Annotated in this window: 24 protein-coding genes and 4 pseudogenes; 22 read left to right on the forward strand and 6 right to left on the reverse strand. The window is 59.4% G+C overall.

Features of this window, described 5'->3' with window-relative positions; genetic code table 11:
* Positions 1 to 50: 50 nt before the first annotated feature.
* On the forward strand, positions 51 to 374 hold the full coding sequence (locus tag RA167_RS15690; RefSeq protein WP_217697088.1) for a hypothetical protein: 324 nt from the start codon (positions 51 to 53) through the stop codon (positions 372 to 374).
* Between the two features lie 29 nt (positions 375 to 403).
* Here the strand turns inward: RA167_RS15690 and RA167_RS11935 are convergent, their stop codons facing one another.
* Both RA167_RS11935 and RA167_RS11945 read right to left on the reverse strand, forming a co-directional pair.
* Complete coding sequence (locus RA167_RS11935) at positions 404 to 1,516, reverse strand: hypothetical protein (RefSeq protein ID WP_139337017.1); 1,113 nt, start codon at positions 1,514 to 1,516, stop codon at positions 404 to 406.
* A gap of 2,044 nt (positions 1,517 to 3,560) precedes the next feature.
* Positions 3,561 to 4,310, reverse strand: coding sequence for an NYN domain-containing protein (locus RA167_RS11945; protein WP_076785710.1), 750 nt, complete (start codon positions 4,308 to 4,310; stop codon positions 3,561 to 3,563).
* 767 nt (positions 4,311 to 5,077) lie between these two features.
* Between RA167_RS11945 and RA167_RS11950 the strand changes: the two genes are divergently transcribed.
* From RA167_RS11950 to RA167_RS11960, 3 genes are all read left to right on the forward strand, one after another.
* Complete coding sequence (locus tag RA167_RS11950) at positions 5,078 to 5,278, forward strand: hypothetical protein (RefSeq protein WP_076785711.1); 201 nt, start codon at positions 5,078 to 5,080, stop codon at positions 5,276 to 5,278.
* A 505-nt stretch (positions 5,279 to 5,783) separates the two neighbouring features.
* Positions 5,784 to 6,080 carry a type II toxin-antitoxin system RelE/ParE family toxin gene (locus RA167_RS11955; protein ID WP_076787514.1) on the forward strand — a complete coding sequence of 99 codons (297 nt, stop codon included), beginning with the start codon at positions 5,784 to 5,786 and terminating at the stop codon, positions 6,078 to 6,080.
* A gap of 2 nt (positions 6,081 to 6,082) precedes the next feature.
* Positions 6,083 to 6,442, forward strand: a complete 360-nt coding sequence (locus tag RA167_RS11960; RefSeq protein ID WP_076785712.1) for an addiction module antidote protein — start codon at positions 6,083 to 6,085, stop codon at positions 6,440 to 6,442.
* A gap of 53 nt (positions 6,443 to 6,495) precedes the next feature.
* On the opposite strand, the pseudogene RA167_RS11965 reads toward RA167_RS11960, so the two are convergent.
* The 3 genes and pseudogenes from RA167_RS11965 to RA167_RS11975 form a co-directional block, all read right to left on the reverse strand.
* Positions 6,496 to 6,678: pseudogene (locus RA167_RS11965) on the reverse strand (hypothetical protein); the annotation flags it as partial.
* Positions 6,679 to 6,714: 36 nt separating this feature from the next.
* Positions 6,715 to 7,785 carry a phage portal protein gene (locus RA167_RS11970; RefSeq protein ID WP_237574200.1) on the reverse strand — a complete coding sequence of 357 codons (1,071 nt, stop codon included), beginning with the start codon at positions 7,783 to 7,785 and terminating at the stop codon, positions 6,715 to 6,717.
* A complete protein-coding gene (locus RA167_RS11975; protein ID WP_076785714.1) occupies positions 7,782 to 9,548 on the reverse strand; it encodes a terminase ATPase subunit family protein in 1,767 nt (588 codons plus the stop codon). Before RA167_RS11975 ends, RA167_RS11970 begins: the two co-directional genes overlap by 4 nt.
* 142 nt (positions 9,549 to 9,690) lie before the next feature.
* Here RA167_RS11975 and RA167_RS11980 point away from each other — a divergent pair, with 142 nt between their 5' ends.
* The 13 genes and pseudogenes from RA167_RS11980 to RA167_RS12040 all read left to right on the forward strand — a co-directional run bounded on the left by RA167_RS11980 (position 9,691) and on the right by RA167_RS12040 (position 17,682).
* On the forward strand, positions 9,691 to 10,554 hold the full coding sequence (locus tag RA167_RS11980) for a GPO family capsid scaffolding protein (protein WP_076785715.1): 864 nt from the start codon (positions 9,691 to 9,693) through the stop codon (positions 10,552 to 10,554).
* A 36-nt stretch (positions 10,555 to 10,590) separates the two neighbouring features.
* A complete protein-coding gene (locus RA167_RS11985) occupies positions 10,591 to 11,652 on the forward strand; it encodes a phage major capsid protein, P2 family (protein ID WP_076785716.1) in 1,062 nt (353 codons plus the stop codon).
* Positions 11,649 to 12,362 carry a phage terminase small subunit gene (gpM, locus tag RA167_RS11990; protein WP_076785717.1) on the forward strand — a complete coding sequence of 238 codons (714 nt, stop codon included), beginning with the start codon at positions 11,649 to 11,651 and terminating at the stop codon, positions 12,360 to 12,362. Before RA167_RS11985 ends, gpM begins: the two co-directional genes overlap by 4 nt.
* Before the next feature lie 99 nt (positions 12,363 to 12,461).
* Entirely contained in the window at positions 12,462 to 12,953 is a 492-nt protein-coding gene (locus tag RA167_RS11995; RefSeq protein WP_076785718.1) for a head completion/stabilization protein, read from the forward strand.
* Positions 12,953 to 13,159, forward strand: coding sequence for a tail protein X (locus tag RA167_RS12000; protein WP_076785719.1), 207 nt, complete (start codon positions 12,953 to 12,955; stop codon positions 13,157 to 13,159). The genes RA167_RS11995 and RA167_RS12000 overlap by 1 nt, the downstream gene beginning before the upstream one ends.
* Positions 13,160 to 13,176: 17 nt before the next feature.
* Positions 13,177 to 13,521 (forward strand): putative holin, encoded by a 345-nt coding sequence (locus tag RA167_RS12005; protein WP_076785720.1) that lies wholly within the window; start codon positions 13,177 to 13,179, stop codon positions 13,519 to 13,521.
* A gap of 1 nt (position 13,522) precedes the next feature.
* Positions 13,523 to 13,801, forward strand: a complete 279-nt coding sequence (locus RA167_RS12010; RefSeq protein ID WP_076785721.1) for a phage holin family protein — start codon at positions 13,523 to 13,525, stop codon at positions 13,799 to 13,801.
* Positions 13,798 to 14,604 (forward strand): N-acetylmuramidase domain-containing protein, encoded by an 807-nt coding sequence (locus RA167_RS12015; RefSeq protein WP_076785722.1) that lies wholly within the window; start codon positions 13,798 to 13,800, stop codon positions 14,602 to 14,604. Before RA167_RS12010 ends, RA167_RS12015 begins: the two co-directional genes overlap by 4 nt.
* Before the next feature lie 61 nt (positions 14,605 to 14,665).
* Positions 14,666 to 14,968: pseudogene (locus RA167_RS12020) on the forward strand (LysB family phage lysis regulatory protein); the annotation flags it as partial.
* The gene (gene lysC / locus RA167_RS12025; protein WP_217697089.1) at positions 14,892 to 15,155 is read left to right on the forward strand and encodes an Rz1-like lysis system protein LysC; all 264 of its coding nucleotides are present in this window, start codon (positions 14,892 to 14,894) and stop codon (positions 15,153 to 15,155) included. The pseudogene RA167_RS12020 and the gene lysC, both read left to right, overlap by 77 nt.
* Positions 15,148 to 15,582, forward strand: coding sequence for a phage tail protein (locus tag RA167_RS12030; RefSeq protein ID WP_076785725.1), 435 nt, complete (start codon positions 15,148 to 15,150; stop codon positions 15,580 to 15,582). Before lysC ends, RA167_RS12030 begins: the two co-directional genes overlap by 8 nt.
* Positions 15,579 to 16,040 (forward strand): phage virion morphogenesis protein, encoded by a 462-nt coding sequence (locus RA167_RS12035; protein ID WP_076785726.1) that lies wholly within the window; start codon positions 15,579 to 15,581, stop codon positions 16,038 to 16,040. The genes RA167_RS12030 and RA167_RS12035 overlap by 4 nt, the downstream gene beginning before the upstream one ends.
* Positions 16,041 to 16,431: 391 nt before the next feature.
* A complete protein-coding gene (locus RA167_RS12040) occupies positions 16,432 to 17,682 on the forward strand; it encodes an F-box domain-containing protein (protein WP_235091393.1) in 1,251 nt (416 codons plus the stop codon).
* Between the two features lie 21 nt (positions 17,683 to 17,703).
* Here RA167_RS12040 and RA167_RS12045 read toward each other — a convergent pair.
* Positions 17,704 to 17,967, reverse strand: a pseudogene (locus RA167_RS12045) (site-specific DNA-methyltransferase); the annotation flags it as partial.
* Between the two features lie 139 nt (positions 17,968 to 18,106).
* Between RA167_RS12045 and RA167_RS12050 the strand changes: the two are divergent.
* From RA167_RS12050 to RA167_RS12070, 5 genes and pseudogenes are all read left to right on the forward strand, one after another.
* A complete protein-coding gene (locus tag RA167_RS12050; RefSeq protein ID WP_076787516.1) occupies positions 18,107 to 18,808 on the forward strand; it encodes a phage baseplate assembly protein V in 702 nt (233 codons plus the stop codon).
* Positions 18,805 to 19,176: a GPW/gp25 family protein gene (locus tag RA167_RS12055; protein ID WP_076785729.1), complete on the forward strand. Its 372-nt coding sequence runs from the start codon at positions 18,805 to 18,807 to the stop codon at positions 19,174 to 19,176. Before RA167_RS12050 ends, RA167_RS12055 begins: the two co-directional genes overlap by 4 nt.
* Entirely contained in the window at positions 19,173 to 20,078 is a 906-nt protein-coding gene (locus tag RA167_RS12060) for a baseplate J/gp47 family protein (protein WP_076785730.1), read from the forward strand. Before RA167_RS12055 ends, RA167_RS12060 begins: the two co-directional genes overlap by 4 nt.
* Positions 20,071 to 20,613: pseudogene (locus RA167_RS12065) on the forward strand (phage tail protein I). Before RA167_RS12060 ends, RA167_RS12065 begins: the two are co-directional and overlap by 8 nt.
* 1 nt (position 20,614) lies before the next feature.
* Positions 20,615 to 22,576 (forward strand): hypothetical protein, encoded by a 1,962-nt coding sequence (locus tag RA167_RS12070; RefSeq protein ID WP_076785731.1) that lies wholly within the window; start codon positions 20,615 to 20,617, stop codon positions 22,574 to 22,576.
* The last annotated feature ends 5 nt before the right edge of the window (positions 22,577 to 22,581 follow it).

Genomic DNA, 22,581 nt, shown 5'->3' on the forward strand with positions numbered 1-22,581 from the left:
CAATAGATTGGGGCACCCAGGTCGCGAATGCGGTTGCTGGCTTGAGTGAGGTGAGTAGTGAGATTGTCGTCAAAACCGTGCAGCATGGCGAGTTCGGCGAGCGGCTGATCAATCAATCAAAGCGAACGCAGCGAATGTGGCAAGTAGCAGGCGACTTTAGCAATGATCGCGATGTCACGGGCAGCGGCCACTGGCATTGTATCGATGGTGGAAGACTGATCGACGACGAAAACATCGACAGCGTCGCATCATTCCAGCCCCCTACCAGCGATCACCAGTCACCCACCAGGCCCGGCGACAATACCTCCCGACTGGGGCGGCAATTGTACCGGGCTTGGCTGACCAAGACCCCGATTATCAGAACAGGAATATAGTAACAGGAGGGATTATTATGCTATCGATCTCAATAGTACTTTTTCTGTAAACTTTCCAAAATGTCTTTAAAATCACCGTCCTTCAGCACACCTGTTTTGGCAGCATCCTGGAGGGCATTAGAGTAATAGCTCAAATAATACTTAAGCCCTTCCCTTCCCAGATTGCGGTCTGCCCTTGACAGCTCTTCCAATTTAAGTATGCGGGGAGCGAGCGACTCAGATAGTGATACGCTATTCCCGGATAATTTAAGCTTAATCCTATTTAAATCAATAGGAATATTCATATTATCGTGTTCGTTAAAGTACGACTCGAATTTCTCGCAAACCTCGCTGAAATCGACCAAATTTGGGGTGCCCTGTTCCTGCTCCGCAGATTTTTGCAATAATATTGCTTGAGCTAACACCTTAAGCGCATCACTAAAGAAAAATGGGTTAGGTCTCTCACGCCATGGCTCGGTTTCCATTGCGCTGTGCCTAATTATGTCAAACAATGACGATACGTGTTCGTAGCGCCGATGGTGCTCTTCAGCAGGATCACCATAGACGTCCGACAGAGCGGCATAGTATTCGGGACCACGGTGATATAGTTTATTTAGTGCTTTGATCACAAATGGAATACTATCGGCGTCGAGTCGAAACCTACGTATCAGCCTAAATACGAGTCGCTCAAGATTTTCATCTTTAATGTTATGATAGGACGTGTTTGGATTAATCTCCAATGTAGCCCTTATATTCTGTAGAAGGGGAGATGCCGACTCGGCGCTGGCTCTCTCCACATCGGGTGATCGAGGTGCCAATGGAGTTGCAATTGGAGGCGCTCCCTCCGTTAAAAACGGTAACTGGATATTTTCATTATTTGGGTTGATGTGCTGCTCTGCCGGTGAAGCCCTCAATGCAGCGTTAGCCGCTTGGATGTCCGCAAAACTGGTGGCGATTACCTCCACTGGCTCCACTGTTAAGCGACCTGGTGTCCGGCTCTCCTTCGATAAGACGGATAGTTCAGGTCCGGAAGTAGGTGAAATAAGATCCTTATCATTTGGGCTTAAAGTGTTCGGTGTATTGCCTCCGCAACCCACGAGCATCGTGATTACACTGAGCATAACCGACAGACCTTTAGGTTGCAGACAATGCTTTTTTTTCATCCAAGTACCTTATTAACTGTATTAACTAACATCAGAAATTCTAATGAATTAGATCAATGGATTTCAGCGCAACCTCCGCTACTTTTAGAGACTGTATGGGGAAAGCCGTTTGAGCAAGTGTTGCCAGGAACTGGGCTACGCAGTGACGCAAAAAGGGAAAACACGAAGGCATTCATGCGGATCAGTTCATTAGCGTCAAGCGGTCAAGCCATACAAAATAAGCCATAGGTGCTGTACGCTACTGATACCCTTGGGTGCGTGAGCCTTAATTTCCGCCTTAGGCGCCCAGGAACTGCCGCCTGACATTTATCCCCGCCCATACCGACGCCCGCTTTGCAGGCGCGTAACACCGTTGATTTGCCCATGTTACTGCGCCTGACCACACAGATAATGTCATCAAATTCAATCATCATTCATTCATCGCCCAATGCAACCGATGTTGCGGGTCGTCATTCTAACCAGCGCTTATAAGCTCACGGTACGCAAAACGTTATTGCTCACTTTACACGACCCGGATCTAGTAAATACTTGTCGTGTGTGAACATCATGACGGACCTGTCCGAATTTTTATAGGTGAGGCATATCATGAAAGGCGAAGTCATGGATAGGCCAATGAAAAAACGCACGGTAGCCTCTAGGCGGAGGCCCTTGGGCTGCTGCCTGAATCGCCTAAGGCATGGCTTGGGCAAGCTAGCGAAGGGAGTGATAACATCGCCCAGGGGCAGGACTTGATGCCGGCGTTCAACGAACTCAAGACCGGCGGTTGCCAGGACATCCTGATTGCGGTGATCAACGATCAAGGGGACTGGCCGAGCCATCGGCGCAGCCTATCCCAGCACAGCGGCGCAGACCTGGATCGTGTATCTGATTTGCCACAGCATCGAATATGCCAGCCGGAAGGATCGCAAAACCGCCCCCCCAAGCAACGCTGTTCAATCGGTTCCGGTCAAGTTAAACACTCAGAGGCGGCTGACGCGCCCGCCCAGTAGGCCCCGATTAAACCTGCCCGATAAGAATTGATGCGTAAATATTTCCCGGTCTACATCTCTTGCAAGCCAGTGTGCAAAAATTCCAATGCCCATGCCTCGCTGCACAATGGGCAATTGTGTTCCCCCCTGATCCTAAGACGGCGTAATCGCTGAAGGCCGGGCCCACGTCCCACGGCGTCGGCATCTCGTCGCGTTGCTTCGCTCGCTCCAGGAGTGCGGCACAGATACGCGACTTGCGACAATGTCAGCAAGCCTCCCGGCAGCGAGCGAAGAATGGTGTGTTGTGTCGATAAGATGACTGAAATTAACCGGCAGCTCGCAACGCATTACAAACGCTCGAACAGCAGGCAACCACAGCAAACGGCAAACAGATAGCCCACGCGTGCACGCGCATTCGCAGCGCGTTGCCAGAAGCTAGGCGGCGCATGGTCAATATGGTGGGCGATGGTCTACGGCCCGACTACAGCCCCGCCACGGGCACGGCGCACCCTTGTCTATACTTGTTGTTTCGTCCCGTTTTAGGCCCGATTGTGTGCCCGAACGAAGATTGACCAGCCGCCATGCGTACGCAACGTGTTGATTTAAAATTAAAAACTTTCGATCACCCACTGCCCTATGGCAGGCAGAAGTGAAGCGGCCAGCGCTCGGCAGGCTCCCCCTGCCACCCCCTCCCAATTCTCCAGAGCAATCGTCGGAGGACCCACGGGGGAAACCGGGCGGGCACGCGGCGGCGCGGGGCCTTACGAATTAGCAAAGTAAAATTAGGTCCGGGCATCAGGGACAGATGGGTACAAATTTGGGTACACTGAGAGTCTCAAGCTAGGCCATTCCGGGCCTTTTTCGACGCATAGCTTGCGCGCAAGAGCGAGCTAATTATTTGATTTTTCGACAAATTTGGCGCGCCCGGCTGGGATCGAACCAGCAACCCCTGCCTTCGGAGTTTTACCCACACATTGTAACCCTTTATAAATCAATGCTTTGCGCAACTCGCAATTTGTAAAACCAAAGCTAATCAAGGCCAATCAGGGCTATCCAAGCTCACCCAAACTGTAATTTCACTGTATCTCACACCACATCCGATCATGCGGGTTGGATTTGCGTTGCGGCTGAGGACAGGTTGAACGTAATCCGTCGATGTGTTCGTTCAAGTTCGGTGGAATTCCTTTCCACATCGGATCGAGGATGAAATCGATACCCTCGCGTCGGGCCTGTTTAGCGGCCGGTACGAAGTCGGCGTCTCCGGCTATCAGAACGATTTGATCAACCTGCTTTTTGAATGCCAACGAAGAAACGTCGATCCCGATGCGCATATCAACGCCTTTCTGGCGCACGTCAACCATGACGTCGTCCGGCGTAATATCTGCCATCTGAATTCGCCCAGCCAATAGGTCGCCGACCTTCTCCGGCTTGATTACCCAGGGTGTCAGCGTCGACAGGTGGCCTAAGCGAAGTGCAACCTTTCGCATTCCGCGTAGATGTTCATGAAGTGCCAAGCGAAACACAGCTTCAGGGGATTTGCCGAAATCGATTGATCTTCTGCTGACCGGATTGTGCATTTTCTTGTCCAGTGGCGGGCAATCATAGAAGAAAATTCGATAAAGCTCCCGTCGTTGACGTCGCACTTGTTGCCTGTCCGCTTGTTCATCATATCCTCCGCCATTTCGGCGGGGCTTCGGCGTTAGATGAGCACAGGCCCACCGGTGCGCACATTCCGCAGCTCGCCGTGCATCATGCGCGTTGTGCGGTTCGATAGCGCGAAAGCGCTTGATAAAGAAAGCCCCATCAATCAGGATCGCTGTTGGCATGTCATCCGCCCCTGTTTTTATGACCCCGGAACGCAAAAAAGCCCAAGGGTTCGGCGCGGCGCTGGATGATGTGCGTCGGCGTACTGCCAAGGGCTCCATAAACCAAACGATACCAAAAGATATTTCTTAGTGCAAGACTATGCATGTCTTCGTAGCGCCGAATAGATGCATTGTGGCGCAATGACGTGCATGAAAACGCACGATTCCCGCACACTGGAAAATGTTTGGAAACCCATGTCACAAGGGCTGGCGAGCTGTGCGGCATGGTGCTCGCGTAAGCACAGCTCGCAGGCGAGGAAAGGTCTCGAAATATCAAAAAGTTGACGCTGTTCCGAATCGATGGCAAGCTATTTCAAGGTGCTGAACACACCTTTTCGTAGGCGGAAAACCGCTCCCGTCAGTAAAGCGGCTTTTTTGCGTCCATAGGTTCCGTGTTGTCCTAGTTACGCTGGCAACACTTGCTTATGGCCGGGTGGCGCGCAGCTATACAAGACCCGTAAGGGGAAATCTGCGGGCGGCCCTACGACCGTGTTCAAGTGCCCGGCCGCCTCTCTGACAGGAGGCGAAATTGAACGATTCGTAGGAGGCTAACATGGCCGTGTGCCCCCCTTCTCTTCAACCCTTTCAATGGGATGAAATAGATCTTTTCCAGATTGCCCACCTCAACGGCATTCCCCACGCGACGAAAAGCCGGCTAGCTGTCTGGCCAATGCCGAATTTGGTGTTGGTTAGCCAAGCCATGGCGCAATTGCAGTCGGAGGTGTGATATGTCGCTCACCCGACCACTGCCCCCTCTACGCGAGGTATCCGAGGCCATCGCCAATGCCAGTCACGGGATCGATGCGTTGTGCGAGTTGCTTGGCAAGACAGATACTGGACAGGTACATGCACAGTCGGTTTATCTATTGCTAGACCCGTTGCGCCGTCAGCTGATAAGCGCATCGAGTAATCTAGACGACATACTGTGAGCTTTGCCGCCCCTTACCACCGCGAGGGGCATCATGCGCATGAAAGTGCACCATTCGCGCATCAAACCGCATTATTTTGTTGCACGCTCAAATGCCCTCAGGCCCGCACGGTGCAGGCCTTCCCGGCATATCCCGAATGCATTAAAAGTGCTGTGACAAGCGAAGCGGGCAGGCGAGGAGGGGACCGCGCGACGACGGCTACAGCGCTCGCAGGTGCGCCCCCCCTCATCCCTCTGAAATGGCCGCCGCGACGCGACAGCAGGCTCCGCAGCGGCCTCGCGCGGGCCGGCTGACCCTGCGCAAGGCTATGAAAAGGCGACGGCACATAGACGGCGCGCGGGCGCGCGAGCGCGTCGTGCCGAATATCATGAAAACCAGTGCGACGATCATGCACTGCTGACGGCCGCCGCAGGCGCCGCGGCTCGCGTCCATCAGCGGTACGGAATGGAGGGACGCGCGCGAGCAAGCAGGCGCCACATTGTCCCTTATGGGTTACAATAGCGTCATGTTCAAAGTTCTGACCACCCCCCAATTCGATGAGTGGTTCGACGAGGTTCGCGACCCGATCGCAAGCGCGGCGATTAACGTTCGCATCGAACGTGCAAAGCTCGGCAATCTTGGGTACTGGCGTGCTGTCGGCGAAGGCGTCTGCGAGATGAAGATCGACGTTGGTCTAGGCTACCGCGCCTACTTCGTGCGGCGGGGCAAAATCATCGTCGTGCTGCTGTGCGGTGGTGACAAATCAACGCAGAAAAAAGACATCAAACTGGCGAAAAAGCTCGCCGGCGAACTGGAGGATTAAGTATGAAAATCAGCGAACTGACTGAATTCGACGGCTCGAAGTACCTGAAGGACGAAGAAACGGTTCGTCACTATCTGGCGCAAGCGTTCGAAGAGGGAGATCCGCGCCTGATTCAAGCCGCGCTCGGGAACGTCGCGAAGGCGCGCGGGATGACGGCGCTCTCGCGCGAGTCCGGTGTGAAGCGGGAAGCGCTCTATCGCGCTCTGTCGGAAGGCGGAAACGCGGAGTTTGCAACGGTCATGAAGGTTGTGCGCGCGTTGGGACTGCATTTGACCATCACTGCATCGCCCGTGCATGCGGCGGAGCCTGCTCCCGCGCCGGCGCCAACTCGGACGCGCGTGCGTACCGCCGCGCACGCGTAACGTCATTGGCGGCTGAATGCGATCGGTGTCGCTGGCGCAATGGCGTATGGACCGAAGCGAACCTGCCGCGGCTGGATTCCGTGGCGCCCGAATACGCGTGCGGCAGTGTCTGACATGCCGAACCCGCCCGAGTTGCTTGGCACGATGCCGAGCAGTTGCAGCGGCAAGCGATGCGCGGCAAGTCGATCCTCACGCGTTACATTCTTGCAGAACTCGTCTTTCACGGCGATTTCGGATTGAACCCGGCGTGACTGCCGACACGGCATGATGCGTTAGGCTGATGCCACGCCGATGGCTGGCGCGGCACCATTCGCGGCAGGCATATCGATCGCATACGGCACAAACCGCACGATTTCGTCACCCGCCCACTCGTTGAACGCGAGGAACTGCGCCTGCAATGGCACAATTTCATTGCGCCCGAACACCTTCGCGGCGGTATCCGCTGCCCCAAAGCCGCCGGTATTGCCCGGTACGATCCCCAGCAACTGTGGCGGTACGCGGTGCGCAGCGAGCAAATCGTCGCGTGTGACGTTCTTGATATTGAAGAACTCATCCTTGGCGGCCACTTCCGACACCGGAATCAGCTGGATCCCGTCTTTCTTGCCATGGGGCGCGTAGTAAAAAAGGTTACGGAAATTGCCCGGCCCCTTCGCGCTTTTAAGCGCGGCGCGCATGTCGTCGATGTCGTCCTGATTCTGTGCCGGATCCGTCACGTACAAGATGAAACCGGCATGGCTGCCATTCTCGTAGTAGCGACGTCGAAAGAGCGTCGATGACTCGTTGAGCCACGCCGCGTGTAGCGCGCCGAGGTACTCGGGCAAGCCATACACTTCCTGATTTACGTCCGGCTCGGCCAAATGGTGGATTGTGCCGGGCGTAAATTCGTGCACGGGCCGCCATCCATCTGTCTGTGCATACCGCTCCAGGTCCGTGGCGCGACGCACGTACTTGGCTGGCACCGCTTCGAATTTGAGCGTGCCGCCCAGCCGGTTCGTCTGCCGCTCAAGGTACCCGTTGCCGAACATCAAAAAGTCCAGCGCCCAGCGGCGGAACGTGTCGCGCGACAGCAGCCGGTGCGGCACGAACGTGGACGAGAGTACATTGCGCTTGAAGTACAGCGCCGACGCGTGATGCGTGCCAGCTCGGAACGACTTCGCTAAGCCCGACCAGCTCACCGGCGGCTCGTACCATCCATTGATGGTCGCCAACTCCGTGTAGTCGAGCAGCTCGGCGCGATTGAGCACCGGCACTGGATCGCCAAACGTGAAGGCGCTCGCCCGAGCACGGCAGCGTCGGGCTGACAGGTTGTGAGCGCGCCTTTGCCGCTCGGTTTTTCCCATCATGAACAAATCTCCATAAATCCAGCATGACGAGCCGCCATGCCTTCGAGCGGCTCGTTCGATATCGCGTGCAGCACTGCCCAAGCGAGATCCGCGTGACCGGTTTGCTCGCTGCGGCTGGCCTCATACGTCACCTGACGGCCGCTGGCGGTCAGCGTCTTGCGAATGGCCATAAACGACTGCGCCATGTCGGTCCAACCCGCATCGAACTGCAACCGGGCATGGCCCACCACCGACAGCCCTTTGAGCACGAGCCGGCCCTTCACTTCCGGCGAGTAATTAAACGCAACCACCCGCGGGTAAAACTGACGCACGAGCTGATAGACGCCCTGCCCGATGCCGGTCGTATCGATCGCCATATACGTGACGGTGTAACGCTGCGTGATCTGCTCGATGCTGCGCGCCTGCGCTTCGAAGTCCAGGCCGCGCCACTGGTGCTTTTCCAGTATGCGGAAGGGACCGTCGGCCACCAGCGGCGGCGCCACGACGACGCACCCGGCCGAATCCCCCGACAGCGCCGGGTCGTAGCCGACCCACACCGGGCGGTCACCGAACGGGCGCGCCGCGAGCGGTTTGAAGTCGTCCGTCCACTCCTGCCATGAATCGACCATGCAGCGCTGCAAGTCGGCGAGCCGGAAAATCGACGCGGTGTCGTCGATGAACTGGCACATTAGCAAGTTCGCGTACTCGTCGGCGCTGTACTCATCACGCAGCTCGGCCAAGTCAAAGAGCGTGCAGCCGGCCGCCGCCGCATCCTCGACGGTGACGATCTGACGCCACTGCCGGTCCTCGCACAGTCGGCCACGGGCCAGCGCTTGATGTGAGCTGTCGAGGTGGAAGTGCTCGGCCTTTGCCCGCCCTCGGTTGCGGTGCTCGCCACTCCAAAACGGATACGCTTCATGGCTCATGCTCGATGGCGTCGAAAAGTAGGTCTTGCGCCAGTGCTGATGCATCGCCATGCCGGAGGCGACTTTATTCAGCTCGCGAAAGCGCGGCACCCAAAAATACTCGTCGAAATAGAAGTTGCCGTGATAGCTCTGGGCAGTACGCGCGTTCGTGCCGAGGAAATACAGTATTGCTTCGTTCGGCAACACGATCGGATCGCCCGTCAAATCAACGTCGGCCGCTTCGCGCGCGAACTGCGTGATGTACTGGCGGAACACATGTGCCTGCGCGCGACTGGCGGACAAAAAAATCTGGTTGCGTCCCGTGTCGAGCGCATCGACCAGCGCCTCGCGTGCGAAATACCACGTCGCGCCGATCTGCCGTGACTTCAGAATGTTGCGCGTGCGGTGCTGCCCGGCGCGCCACCACACCTTTTGGTAGTCGAACAGCGACGCGCGAAACGCGTCAACCAGGCTCTCGCGTTGCGCGTCACTGAAATCGTTACGCGTTGGCTTTTTCTTCGGCGCGGCATTACGTGCCGCGATATGAAGATTGAGATCCGCTTCCCGGCCACTTTCGCCGTACTTGCGCACGCGCGCAATGCGTTCGAGTTGGCGCATCAGTAGGTCAATTTCTTTGTAATCGGCGCCATCCTTCTTCTCCTTAGCGATCAGCGTGTTGACACGCCTCTCAGTCGTGAACTCGACCGTATCGATCGGTGACGCGTTATGCCAGCCGTCACGTCGCTTCCATGACTCGACGGTCGCCCGTTTGAGATTCAGATGACGCGCGATGGACGACACACGCCAGCCCTGCCAGTACAGCGCACGGGCTTGCTTGCGGAGGTCAACAGAAAGCGGGCGATAGGCAATGTCCGACATGCCGCACAGCGTACCCGCGACACGCGCGCACGCGCAGCGGCGGCGCTACGTGCCCGGTGCACACACCGACGCGAATCGTTGAATGTGCATGCGCAAACCGCGACCATCTCCTCCACGCTACCTACCGTCCGTTACGCCTCCCATGCCAACCTTGGAACACCCTACCAGCAAGTCGAAGTGGTTTCGCATCGCCGTCGAAGGCGCGACTACCGATGGGCGCACCATCTCGCGCGAGTGGATTGCGCAGATGGCGAAGAACTACAGCCGTACGTTGTACGGTGCACGCGTGAATCTCGAACACATCCGTGGCGTGCTGCCCGATGGCCCCTTTAACGCGTATGGTGACGTGCTCGCACTTGAAGCGCGCGATGAGACCGGCGAGTTTGCCGGCAAGGTGGGGCTGTATGCGCAGATTGAACCGACGCCTAATCTGGTCGAGCTTACGCGCGCCAAGCAAAAGATTTATACGTCATGCGAGGTGGACCCGTCGTTTGCCGACACCAAGCAAGCGTATCTAGTGGGCCTGGCGGTGACCGACAGTCCAGCGAGTCTGGGTACCGAGATGCTCACGTTCGCCGCCAGCGCGCAAGCGAACCCGCTTGCGCCGCGTAAGCAATCGCCACAGAACGTGTTTTCCGAAGCGATTGAAACTGCCATGGAATTTGAGCCGACCGCCCTATCACAGGAGCGCAATGAGTCTGTTTTCTCAAAAATCGCCGACATTTTGGGACTGGTCAAAAAGAAGGAGCAAAGCGACGACGTACGCTTGACCGACCTCGCGTGTGCGATCGAGGCGATCGCCCAACACAGCGGCGACCAACATACCCGCGTCGAGCACTTGGCCACGCGCCTCGATCAGTTGAGCGCCGACTTGGCCGCCGAGCGCGATGCGCATGCGGCGACCGCACACGCCCTGGCTGACCTGACCACGGCACTGTCCAAGCAAAGCAGCGCGCCGCGCCCAGTGGCACTGGGTCAGCGTGGCCCAATCGCCACCGATTGCTAACCCGCTCCTCTTTTACGTTTTCCGGAGACCGACTCCATGCGCAACACCACTCGGCAAAAGTTCAACGCGTTCACCGCCCAGCTTGCCGAACTCAATGGCGTGCCAAACGCAGCCGAGAAGTTCACGGTCGAGCCCAGCGTGCAGCAGACGCTCGAAAATCGGCTGACCGAATCAAGCGAATTCCTGCAACGCATCAACGTAATTGGCGTGGTCGAGCAGCAAGGCCAAAAACTGGGCCTGGGAGTGGGTTCACCAATCGCCAGTACGACCGACACGTCGGTCAAAGACCGCACGACGGTCGATGCCACGGACCTAGATCCGAGTGGGTACTTTTGCACAAAGACCGACTTCGATACGCACCTGACCTATGCGAAGCTGGACGCGTGGGCCAAGTTTGACGACTTTCAAATTCGCGTGCGCGATGCGATCGTCAAGCGCCAAGCGCTCGATCGTATTTGCATCGGCTTCAATGGTACGAGCCGCGCGGCGAGCTCCGATCGTCAGCAACACCCGCTCTTGCAAGACGTCAACAAGGGCTGGTTGCAAAAGTACCGCGAACAGTCCCCAGAGCGCGTGCTCAGCGAAGGCAAGACATCGGGCAAGATCGCCATTGGTGGCGCGGGCGCGGATTTTGCCACGCTCGACGCGGCCGTCTACGATGCGCTATCCAATCTGGTCGAACCGTGGTATCAGGACGACACGGCGCTGGTGGTCATCTGCGGTCGAGGCCTGCTACACGACAAGTATTTCCCGATTCTGAACACGCAAAACGTGCCCAGCGAGCAAATGGCCGCCGACATGATCGTGGGCCAAAAGCGCATCGGTGGGCTGCCAGCCGTGTCGGTGCCGTACTTTCCCGCCAACGCGTTCCTGATTCAGCGGCTGGACCACTTGTCGATCTACTGGCAGGAAGGCGCGCGGCGCCGTGCAGTCACCGACAATCCGAAGCGCGACCGCATCGAGAACTACGAGTCGTCGAACGATGCCTATGTGGTCGAGGACTTTGGCTCGGGCTGTCTCGTGGAAAACATCGAGATTGCCGCCAAGCACGATGCGAGCGACGACACGAGCCGGGCTCGCGCGAAGGATACGCCGTGATCAGTCTGGCCAAACGTCACATTGAGCGCGTGCGGGCTGCCAAGACGGCCACGCTGGCGCAGTCGGGCGAATCGCTCATCGGGGCAAGTCACTATGAGTTGATGCTGGCCAAACTCGCCAGTGACAAGCGACGCTTGAAGGCGATCCAGTCCGTGGCCCGCAAAATCGACGTGAAGCGCGAGGTGCTGCCTGACTATGCCGCCTATGTGGACGGTGCCCTTGCAGGCGGACGCGGTGCGCAGGACGATGTGCTGATGACTGTCATGATTTGGCGCATCGACGCCGGCGATTATGCCGGCGCACTGGACATCGCGCGGTACGCGCTGCGGCATGGCCTGACGCTACCCGACCAGTATGAGCGCTCGACGGCGGCCGCCATCGCCGAAGAGTTTGCAGACGCGGCACTGGCCGCACTACGCGATGGTGGCCCGTTCGACGCCACGCAGCTGGCTGAGGTGCATGCGCTCACGCAGTCGTGCGACATGCACGATCCGATCCGCGCGAAGCTGCACAAAGCGTTGGGGCTGCTGGACATGCGAGCCATCGGTTGCGACAGCCTGGATGACGCCAGCGATCGAGCGCGAGCGCAGGCGGCCTTAGCGAGCCTGCGCGAGGCATTGCGGCTCGATGCGCGATCCGGCGTAAAACAGAGCATCGCTCGACTCGACTCGATGTTGAGCGCCGCGCACGGCTTAGCCGCGCGTTTGTAACGAGCCCCTACGGCCATGGCGGCACCGGCGTTCCTTCGCCACACCTGACGGCAACGCGAGGCGAACGTCGGTCCACCGCCATCTACCGACCTCGAAACCATGAGCGGCTTTTTTGCCATCCCCGATACGCCCGGTCGCGCGGTAGCGCGCCCGCCCGCTACACCAGGCACCGTCGCCAACGACGGGTGGTTTCCTGATATTGATCTCGCCGGCCTGCGCGATGCGATGCGGCTCGATGGCACGATCACGGACGAACGGTTGCGCCTAGCCACACTGGACGCGCTCGCCAGCGTCAATGACGAATTGGCAACGTGGCAGGCCGCCCAGGTCGCGGCCGGCCACGCCGATCTAGCCAGTGTGCCAGCACCGCACGTCGATGGTGTCAGCGTGCACGTCGTGCGCTATCGCCGCGCGATTTACCACCGCGTGCGAGCCGACGTGTTGGAGCAGTATCGCGGCTACGACACAACCAAGGCCGGCGCCAGTCGCACTGAAGATGTCACAGACGCGATCAGCGAAGCGCGGCGTAACGTGCGGTGGGCGATCAACGCGATTCGCGGCATCCCACTGTCAACGATCGAGTTGATCTAATGAAAGTCATTTCACGCCAAGGCGATACGCTTGACGCGCTGTGCTGGCGCCATTACGGACGCACCGATGGCACCGTCGAAGCCGCGCTGCAGGCCAATCCAGGATTGGCGGAGCTGGGCGTGATATTGCCAATCGGCACTGTCGTCGAGCTGCCCGACGCAAGCGCAATCGCGAGCACCGCGCCACTTGTGCAACTGTTTGATTGACAGAGGACCTGTCCGATATGGCCGAACCTAACACCACTACCGCAGCGGCGTTATCCGTTGTGATCGGCATCGTCAGCGTTGTGCCTGGCGTCGACGGTAATGCACTGATTGGTGCCTTCACCGGCGCGGCCCTCGTGGTCGTTTCCTCGAAGGATATGGGGTTATTGAAGCGCACCGCGTATCTACTGATCTCGCTGGTGATGGGGTATCTCGCCGCACCGGAAATTGTGCATGCCACACCGATACGATCGAGCGGCGTGGCCGCGTTCTTCGCTGCGGCACTGGTCATCGTCGTGACGCTGCAATTGATCGAGCGAGTCAAGTCGGCCGATATCTTTGTGTTTCTCAAAAGGAACCGGTGACATGCAGACATCGCTGACTTTCATCGCGCTCGCCGCCTATCTATGCACACTACTGCGGTTACTCGCTTACCGTCGGCAAGGTGCGCGGTACCGCAAGTGCATGTCATGGCTCGCGTGGATATTCATGGCTACGTTGGGCGGTACCGCCATCGATCTAGCGCTTCACAACAGGCCCATTGATCTATTCGATGCCGCGATGGCAGTCTTCATTGCTGGGTTCGCGTGGGCAGTACGGGGAAACGTGGCACGGTTACTGGACCAGCAGGCACAGACGCGATGAAGATTCTGCGTCTGGGCGATCAAGGGCAAGACGTCGCACTGCTACAGCGGCGGCTGATCCGCGCCGGCTACGGGCCGCAACTCACGCATGTGTACGACGCCGCAACTGAGGCGGCCGTCACGGCCTTGCAGATTCACACCGGCCTTGTCGTCGATGGCATCGCCGGACCGAAGACCCTGAACGCACTGGCGCGCGGCGAGCGAGACTCAAAGCACCTGACTGACGCGGATCTGCAGCGCGCAGTCCACACGCTCGGCGTGTCCATGGCTTGCATTCGCGCAGTCAACGAAGTCGAATCGCGCGGCGCCGGTTTTTTGCCCGACGGCAGACCCACGATTCTGTTCGAGCGGCACGTGTTTTGGCAGCGACTGAAGGCGCGCCAGCTGGATCCGGCACCGCTCACGGCGAAACACCCAAACATCGTCGCCCCGGTGCGCGGCGGCTACCACGGTGGCGCGGCGGAGTACACGCGGCTGGCGATCGCCGCTCAAATCGAGTCAGTCGCTGCACATGAGTCGGCCAGCTGGGGCGCGTTTCAGATACTGGGCCAGCATTGGGCGCGGCTCGGCTACGCGAGCGTCGACGATTTCGTCGATCGCATGCAGGCAAACGAGGCCGAGCAGCTGGACGCGTTCGTGCGCTTCGTAGCGGCAGACCGACGGCTGCTCGCTGCGTTGCGTGGCCGTCGATGGGTGCAGTTTGCGCGGCTCTACAACGGCCCCGGTTATAGCCGCAATCTGTATGACACCAAGCTTGCGCAAGCCTATCGCAAGTACGCGCGGGCCACCGAACTCGCCGCATGAAGGAGACCGCATGAGATGGGCGCCTTTTCGATGGACGCTGGCCGCCGCCGCGCTGCTGGCGATGGTTACCGAGTGGCACGTCATCCGTACATTGCACGTGCAACTGGATGGGGCGCGCACCGCTGAACAGCATGCCATCCAAATGAGCCTCGAGCGTGACGCGATTATCGAGCGACTGTTGCGCGATGCACGCGAGAAAGACGCGCAGCGTGCGCAACTCGAACGCACGCGCGCGGCGATCAACACGACGCTCGCAGCCTACCAAAAGGCCTTTCGGAGATTGATCGATGACAACCAGGCCGTTCGCTCCTGGGCCGCTACTGCTCTGCCTGACGATGTTGTGCGCCTGCACGCCTGCCCCGCCATTACCGGCGCCAAAGATTACACTGAACGAATGCGCACGCGTGTCACCGTGCACGATGCCGTCAATGGCGCCGCGCACGAACGGTGAATTGGCTGAGTCGCTGAGCGCGGCCCGCGCCGCGTGGGCCGCCTGTGCTGCGCAGGTTGACATGATCGTCAAGTGTCAGGTTGCCCATCGCGATGAATAAGCCAGCGAGCTTGCGCGCTGCGCTCGTGGCCGCCCTTCCGCCCTTGCAATCGGCACCCGACGCGTTGAGCGTATTCATTGACCACGGCACGCTAGTGGCCACCGGTACGCACTCGCTATCGTTTGAGTATCGGTATGTACTGAATGTGCTGCTCCTGGACTATGCAGGCGACGCCGATGCGGTGATGGTAGCCATCATTGAATGGGTACGTGCGAACCAGCCCGATTTGGTCACCCATGCCGAGGCACGCGAGGACGGCATCACGTTCGAGGTGGATCTACTGAATCACGAAACGGCGGATCTATCGATCAAGCTTAAACTCACCGAGAGCGTCGTGGTGCGCACCGATGCATCGGGCCGACGCGTGATTGAGCATGTCAACGAGACGCTAGCCGAGGCAGTGATACCGGGGGCCGTACAGCCGTGAACGAACTCACGACACTTGAACACTGGGCCGGCGCGCTGCTTGCGCGACTATCACCGGCCGCACGCCGCGCTGCACTGCACGACGTGGCGCGGGCGCTGCGGCAGGCGCAAAAAGCGCGCATTGCTGCGCAACGCAATCCCGATGGCACCGCGTACGCGCCACGTAAGGCGCGTACCAGCGCCCCGCGACTGCGTAACAAGCGCGGGCGAATTAAGCGTACGATGTTTGTGAAGTTGCGCACCGCGCGGCTAATGCGCACCGAGGTGAACAAGCATGAACTAGCCGTCGGATTCGTTGGCCGTGCCTCGCGCATCGCCCGCGTACACCAGTTCGGCGAACGCGAGCAGGTTGCACCACGTGGACCGTACCATCGCTATCCGGCGCGCCGGCTACTTGGCTTGACCGACGCCGAGCGAAGGCTGATTCGCGAGCGACTGCTGGCCCATATAGGTCGATAACTGGCTGCTTCTGCATGCCATGGCCCCTAGCTGGTTAACCCGTTACTTCTGCTCGACCCGCCAACGGCTGTGCGCCGTCATGGCTTAGCCTAAGGTCCTAATCGACAACGCGTGATCCGCCTAAAATCTAGCGAGTGCGGCTCATGATTATGTTTATTCGCCTGCTTTCATCTACATTACGGCGCGGCATCGCTTTGCGCTGCGTGTGTCTAACCTCTTGCTGAACTTGCGAATGGACTTCGATCTAAATGCTGCTTTAAACCATCACCAGGCCTACATCTGCGCGTTGGAAACGTGCCCGCAATCCGCCGCGTCAGCACCACCGCCATTGAAGCCGCCAAGCAGTGCCTTGACTAACACGTCAGCCAGCCGGCGCACGACATACCGCGACTTGCCAGCCGAAATTCTTCAACAAGTGGCTGATCACATGCCGGCTGACGACATCGGCAATCTGTCAACGGTGAACAGCCAGACCTATCAAGCGCTGCAAGAAAGGCGACTGAGCTGGCTCTGCCACCAACGCATTTCCCATATCAGTGCACTGAATCGCACGTCGGTACAACAGTTATTGATCGAAATTGAGCGTATTGGCACCGACTTCCTGCGCGCTGAATTGCTTCAGGCGCTGTGGCTACGGATAAAAAAACAGTACGTAGTGAAGCCCGAGGTATTCATACCGGTCTTCCAAGCCGCAGGCCGTATTCCGAAGCAAGGCTTGCAGGTACAAAAAGACATGATTAAGGGCATACGGGCGATTCCGATCCAGCACCAACGCAATATGTACAGGTTCGTATATGCAGACGCCGAACGACGCTCCCCTGAACAGGGCAGTACCTGGGGGGCGGTTGCGTCGCTGCTAGACAGCTACGTTTATGAAGCGCAGTTTGACCCACCGCAGATTGAAAGCGAATATCGGGCTTTTCTGGGCCGACTTCCCGCATTGGACACATCCGGACAAGCGGAATTGATAGCGGCATTAGCCACACAGCTGGGAGCATTCTCAAATCGTCCCTCGCCCGAATATCCTCCTCATAGTAATGCTTTTACAAGCGCGACAATTATTGAATTATACGAAACACTGTTCCAATGGATGCAACGCCTGCCAGCGTCGCATCGGGGCGCGCCAATCGGCGAACTAGCCAATCGAGTATGGATGTTGCCAAAGGCACAAAGGCCAGTGTACCTCGCCCATCTACGGCATTTGACGTTGTCACTGCCGGATCATCAATTAGGCAGCGCGTTACACTACCTACCAGGTGCTGTAATGATGCTTCTACCACCCGATCAACATGCGCATGAGCTTTCGCTGCTCGAACCCGCCCTGCAGCGCGTGCTACCTGCACAGCGCGATCTAGTGGTTCTCGGGCTGCTTGAAGAAACATCGCGGTTGAACGACGTGCTGTTAAAGCAGGTATGGCAGCGCGCAATGCGCTTGCTGGACGGCAGCAAGGGACCCGGCATAGCGGAAGCGTTCCACCATATCCACATATGGACTGGACTGAAACTCAATAGCCAGCAATGGGAAGCCGCAAAAACTGAAATGAAGGCCTTCTTCGCGCGTAACCAATTCGATCAGGCAACCTACAATGAGATGCTGAACTCTGATAACTATAGTTGGTTCCGCATGTATCAGACACCGTAATTGGCTTGCGGCCGCGATGCTGCACCAAAACGCCCACGCGCGCTGGTCCATGTTGTCACACTCAAAATTCTCATAGACCGCCTTTTTGCCACCGTGGATGTACTTGCGCATCGGCGGCTGTGCACGCGTGCTCGCATGCAAGCCGCCCGACGAATACGGCGGGTCAGTGAGAACCATATCGATCGACTGGTCGGGCAATTCGCGTGCAAAGTGCAGTGCGTCGCTCGGATGCAGTCGATTGACGATCTCAGACAGCGCGTTGGAACAGATAGACGTAGAACTCATGCGAATCAAGCGATAAAGCCCGATGGGGCCGCATTGTCTGATCGGTGCACGTGCCGCTGCACGATGCGCCGGCTGTGTGGGCCGCCGCGACACAGGCCAATGCGTGCACCGCGCTCACGCGCCCGGCAACATGGGCGACATGGATGCCAATGAACTGTGTCGCCTGATCGTCAATCTGATCCGCAAGGGTGTGGTGCTGGATGTCAATTGCGCGAGTTGCCCGCCAACCTGCCGTGTGGCCGTCGGTGACGCAACCGATGCGCAAGGCGCAGGCTTGCAGACCAATTGGATTCCGTGGATAACGCTCGCGGCCGGCACCACACGCGAGTGGCTGCCGCCCACGAAGGGCGAGCAAGTGCTGCTGCTGTGCCCGATGGGCGACCCTGCACAAGGCGTCGCGCTGCGCGGGCTGTTTTCCGACTGCGTTGACACGCCGTCGCGTGATCCGGCCGTGCACACGCGCGTGTATCCGGATGGCGCATGCGTTCGCTACGACCATGCGAGCCACACACTGAGCGCCACGTTGCCTGACGGCGCCTGTGTACAAATCGTGTCGCCCGCTTCCGTCACCGTGCACACGGGCACCGCGATCGTCAAAGCCGATTGCATCACGCTCGACGCCGAGCAAACCACTTGCACCGGCGCGCTGCTCGTTCAAGGCCCCTTCACGTTCGAATCGGGTATGACGGGGCAGGGCGGCCAAGACAGCGGATCCGGCGCGACGATGACCATCGATGGACAAGCGCACTTCACCGGCGACGTCACGTCACAAGGCGTAAGCCTGCCACGTCACACGCACCGCGATCAGGGCGACGGGCAACTGGTGAGCGCGCCGCAATGAAAGGCATGAACGCGACCACGGGACGCACCGTCACCGGCTTGGCCCACCTGTACCAGTCGATTGCGCGCATCATCACCACGCCGCTGGGCACGTGTCTTCAGCGCCGCACATTCGGCTCGGACGTACCAGAACACGTTGACGCGCCCAACAACGGCACGACGCGCACGCGGCTGTACGCGGCGATTGCCACCGCACTGATGCGTTGGGAGCCACGACTAATCCTCACGCGCGTGCAGCTCAGCGGCGAGCCTGCCGAAATGCGAGCGGGCAGGCAGATGGTCGATATTGAAGGCATGACGGCCGAGACCGGCGAAGCGTTCAGTGTGCGTGTGCCGATGTCCGCTTCGGGTTCGGAGCGCCGCGCATGAGCACCACCCCGATTGACCTGTCGCAGCTGCCCGCGCCCGATGTCATCGAGCCGCTCGATTACGAGACGCTGCTCGCGCAACGCAAGGCGCGGCTGATTGCGCTGTACCCGCCCGACGAACAAGCACAGGTTGCCGCGACGCTCGCGCTCGAGTCCGAGCCGATGGTCAAGCTGTTGCAGGAAAGCGCGTACCGTGAACTGATACTGCGCCAGCGCGTGAACGATGCGGCGCGCGCGTTGCTGCTCGCGTACGCGACTGGTGCCACGTTAGACCACTTGGGGGCACTGTTCGATGTCAAGCGGCTGCTCATTTCCGCCGGCGACCCTCAAGCCGGTCGCGATCCGGTGTATGAGGATTGCGACGATTACCGCGAGCGTATCCAACTGGCCCCACGCGGCTTCTCGGTCGCCGGCCCGCTTGATGCGTACGTTTTCCACGCACGCTCGGCCGATGGCCGCGTGCTGTCAGCCGACGCATACAGCCCGTCGCCGTGCGTGATGGTCGTCACCATTTTGTCGCGCGAAGGCGACGGCACGGCCAGCGACGCGCTGCTGGCCGTCGTGCGCGAAGCATTGGAAAAAAAGCGCCCGCAAACGGACGAAGTGATCGTGCGCAGCGCCAAGATTGTCCCCTACACGATTCGCGCGACGCTGAAATTCTTTAGTGGCCCAGACCGCGCGGTGGCCCTCGCAGAAGCGAACCGGCGCACCGCGCAATTCGCGCGCGACATGCATCGCATCGGCCGTGAGGTCACGAAAGATGGGTTGTATGCGTCGATGCGCGTGGCCGGCGTGCAGAAAGTGTTGCTCGACACCCCCGCTGACGGCGTAGCGGTGGCCCGCGATGAAGCGGCCTATTGCACCGGCATTGAGCTCATCGACGGTGGGGTGGCCAATGAGTGAGCTGCTACCACCGAGTGCGACGCGACTGGAGCGGCGTCTTGCCACCACGAATGCACGCCTGTCGGACATCGCAGTGCCGCTGAGCACGCTGATGAACGCCGACGCGGTGCCGCTCTCGTTACTGCCGTGGCTGGCGTGGCACCTGGGTGTCGACACGTGAAAGGACTATTGGCCTGAATCGGTCAAACGCGCGCGCGTGCGCAGCGCGATTCGCATCGCCCGCCAAAAGGGCACGGCCGAAGCCGTGCGGCAAGTGTGCGCGTCGTTTGGCGCGCATGTCGCGATGCGTGAATGGTTCGAGCAGACACCGCGGGGCAAGCCCGGCACGTTCGAGATTGTCATGACCGTGGGCGAGCGCGGCGACCTGCCCTGTACGGCGCAGTACGTGGCCGACATCATCGCCGAAGTGGATCGCGTCAAGCGCGGCAGCGCGCACTACACGTTCACGCAGCACACGGTGCGCGCCGGAACCGTGGCCGTGGTCGCAGCGACCCGCATTGGGCTGTACCGGCGTCTTTTTCTCTCGGATGTTTGACATGACAGGCACGCTTATTACGGTCGCCGACGCGTTTCGCGCCGCATTGATCGCGCCCGGCCACACGGGCACCACTGCGCACCGGGTCACGCACATTGGCTTGTGCACCGCGTCGTTTGATGCGTCGAACCGGTCACTGACGCAGCTGCCCTATGAACTTAAGCGTATTGATACGTTTGGCGGGCAACCGATCGACGCGACGACGATCCACATCACGATGCACGACGACTCGCCCGATCAGTATGCGCTGTACGGGTTCGGGCTCTACCTTGAGGATGGCACGCTCGCCGCGTATTACAGTCAACCGGTCGGGCACGGCCCGATCATGGAAAAATCCGCGGCCGCCACACTGCTGCTGTCCACTGATATCCGCTTCGTAACGATTGATGCGGCCACGCTCGAGTTTGGACCGGCGTCATTCTTAAACCCGCCGGCGACGACTGACGCGCGCGGGGTTGTCGAGCTTGCGACTCAGGCCGAAGTCAACGCCGGCAAAGATGACTCGCGGGTGCTCACGCCGCGCACCGCCGCGCGTCGCTATGCCCCGCGCGATTGGGTGCTCACGCATGCGCTGCCGCTGCGTGGGGAGCTTGATGCGCACGCGGACCTGAACACGCTCGTCACCTCGGGCATCTATCATCAAACGTATCAGGCTGGACACGCGGCGACCTCCTTAAATTACCCTGTTCCGGTGCCAGGCCGGCTGCAAGTGTATGCGGCCGGGCGCTCCGTGTACCAAACCTATTCGCTGTTTAACAGCAGTGTGCATTACACGCGCGTGCGCTACAACGGCTTATGGAGCACGTGGCGACGCCTATTGGATGATGCCTCTGACGTGCTGGTCAACGGCATCGGCGCGTTTTATGGCACGCTCACCGACCTGCCCACGCCGCGCGCGGGCGTGATAGTGGGCGCCAACAGCGGGGGACGCATTGCCTTTCACTGTCCGCACGCGCCAGCAGACCAGCAAGTCTGGGACGTGAAGACGAGCACGAATGCGTTCGACGCGCGCCTACTTGACGACACCGGGGCCACGATCCGCCCTTGGCTAACGGTCAATCGTACGGGCACGAGCGTCACGACAGTGCAGCTTGCGCGCAGCGACGGACGCGTGTTGATCGGCGAAGGCGCCACCGACGACGGGGCGAGCACGTTGCAAGTGGCCGGTATAGCGACCGCCGCCACACCTGCCGTCGGAGATGTGTCACGCAAGCTCGCGACGACACAGTTTGTTGCCAACGCGATCCGTGAGGCGTCCATCGGTCAAATCATCATCGAGGCGCGCACCACCGTGCGGGCGGGCTGCCTGAAACTGGCGGGCGTGTTGATCCAGCGGGACGACTATCCGCAATTGTGGACCTACGCGCAGACTTGTGGCGCGCTCGTGTCCGAAGACGAATGGCCCTATCATCCCGGGTGCTTCTCCACCGGCGACGGTGAGACGACGTTTCGGATCCCCGAGGTGCGCGGTGAGCACCTGCGCTTTTGGGATGACGGGCGCGGCGTTGATCCGGGCCGCGACATCGGCACGTGGCAGGACAGCCAGAACCGCCGACACGCCCACTCGGCAAGGGCCTCGTGGGACGGTGAACATCACCATACTGGGCTGACCGATGAACAAGGCCATCACCAGCATGGCGGCCACGCCCACCCTGTGGGCGACCACCAACACATTTCGCCGTGGGGGGAAAACCACCCTGGGTATAACCCACCCTGGGGATTTCATGGCGGCAATAATCTAATCGGCTCACAACGCACTGATGGGGACAACGTATGGGGCATGACCAGCTGGAACGGCGGGCATAGCCACGGTGTGCATATCGACCCCGCAGGTCTGCACCGCCATACCGTGCACCTCGACGCAGAGGGCATACACACCCATATCGTGACCATTAATATCGACGGCGGCATGGAAGCGCGCCCGTGCAACATCGCGCTGCTCGCGATGATCCGCGCCTACTAATCCGG

Origin of the sequence: Mycetohabitans endofungorum, from assembly GCF_037477895.1 — a bacterium.
Taxonomy (GTDB): domain Bacteria; phylum Pseudomonadota; class Gammaproteobacteria; order Burkholderiales; family Burkholderiaceae; genus Mycetohabitans.

What these genes read in the sequence shown, in the direction of transcription:
- RA167_RS11935 (WP_139337017.1), bottom strand. Translation starts at nt 1,516, where the DNA reads ATGAAAAAAAAGCATTGTCTGCAACCTAAAGGTCTGTCGGTTATGCTC.
- RA167_RS11945 (WP_076785710.1), bottom strand. Translation starts at nt 4,310, where the DNA reads ATGCCAACAGCGATCCTGATTGATGGGGCTTTCTTTATCAAGCGCTTT.
- RA167_RS11950 (WP_076785711.1), top strand. Translation starts at nt 5,078, where the DNA reads ATGTCGCTCACCCGACCACTGCCCCCTCTACGCGAGGTATCCGAGGCC.
- RA167_RS11955 (WP_076787514.1), top strand. Translation starts at nt 5,784, where the DNA reads ATGTTCAAAGTTCTGACCACCCCCCAATTCGATGAGTGGTTCGACGAG.
- RA167_RS11960 (WP_076785712.1), top strand. Translation starts at nt 6,083, where the DNA reads ATGAAAATCAGCGAACTGACTGAATTCGACGGCTCGAAGTACCTGAAG.
- RA167_RS11970 (WP_237574200.1), bottom strand. Translation starts at nt 7,785, where the DNA reads ATGATGGGAAAAACCGAGCGGCAAAGGCGCGCTCACAACCTGTCAGCC.
- RA167_RS11975 (WP_076785714.1), bottom strand. Translation starts at nt 9,548, where the DNA reads ATGTCGGACATTGCCTATCGCCCGCTTTCTGTTGACCTCCGCAAGCAA.
- RA167_RS11980 (WP_076785715.1), top strand. Translation starts at nt 9,691, where the DNA reads ATGCCAACCTTGGAACACCCTACCAGCAAGTCGAAGTGGTTTCGCATC.
- RA167_RS11985 (WP_076785716.1), top strand. Translation starts at nt 10,591, where the DNA reads ATGCGCAACACCACTCGGCAAAAGTTCAACGCGTTCACCGCCCAGCTT.
- RA167_RS11995 (WP_076785718.1), top strand. Translation starts at nt 12,462, where the DNA reads ATGAGCGGCTTTTTTGCCATCCCCGATACGCCCGGTCGCGCGGTAGCG.
- RA167_RS12000 (WP_076785719.1), top strand. Translation starts at nt 12,953, where the DNA reads ATGAAAGTCATTTCACGCCAAGGCGATACGCTTGACGCGCTGTGCTGG.
- RA167_RS12005 (WP_076785720.1), top strand. Translation starts at nt 13,177, where the DNA reads ATGGCCGAACCTAACACCACTACCGCAGCGGCGTTATCCGTTGTGATC.
- RA167_RS12010 (WP_076785721.1), top strand. Translation starts at nt 13,523, where the DNA reads ATGCAGACATCGCTGACTTTCATCGCGCTCGCCGCCTATCTATGCACA.
- RA167_RS12015 (WP_076785722.1), top strand. Translation starts at nt 13,798, where the DNA reads ATGAAGATTCTGCGTCTGGGCGATCAAGGGCAAGACGTCGCACTGCTA.
- lysC (WP_217697089.1), top strand. Translation starts at nt 14,892, where the DNA reads ATGACAACCAGGCCGTTCGCTCCTGGGCCGCTACTGCTCTGCCTGACG.
- RA167_RS12030 (WP_076785725.1), top strand. Translation starts at nt 15,148, where the DNA reads ATGAATAAGCCAGCGAGCTTGCGCGCTGCGCTCGTGGCCGCCCTTCCG.
- RA167_RS12050 (WP_076787516.1), top strand. Translation starts at nt 18,107, where the DNA reads ATGGATGCCAATGAACTGTGTCGCCTGATCGTCAATCTGATCCGCAAG.
- RA167_RS12055 (WP_076785729.1), top strand. Translation starts at nt 18,805, where the DNA reads ATGAAAGGCATGAACGCGACCACGGGACGCACCGTCACCGGCTTGGCC.
- RA167_RS12060 (WP_076785730.1), top strand. Translation starts at nt 19,173, where the DNA reads ATGAGCACCACCCCGATTGACCTGTCGCAGCTGCCCGCGCCCGATGTC.
- RA167_RS12070 (WP_076785731.1), top strand. Translation starts at nt 20,615, where the DNA reads ATGACAGGCACGCTTATTACGGTCGCCGACGCGTTTCGCGCCGCATTG.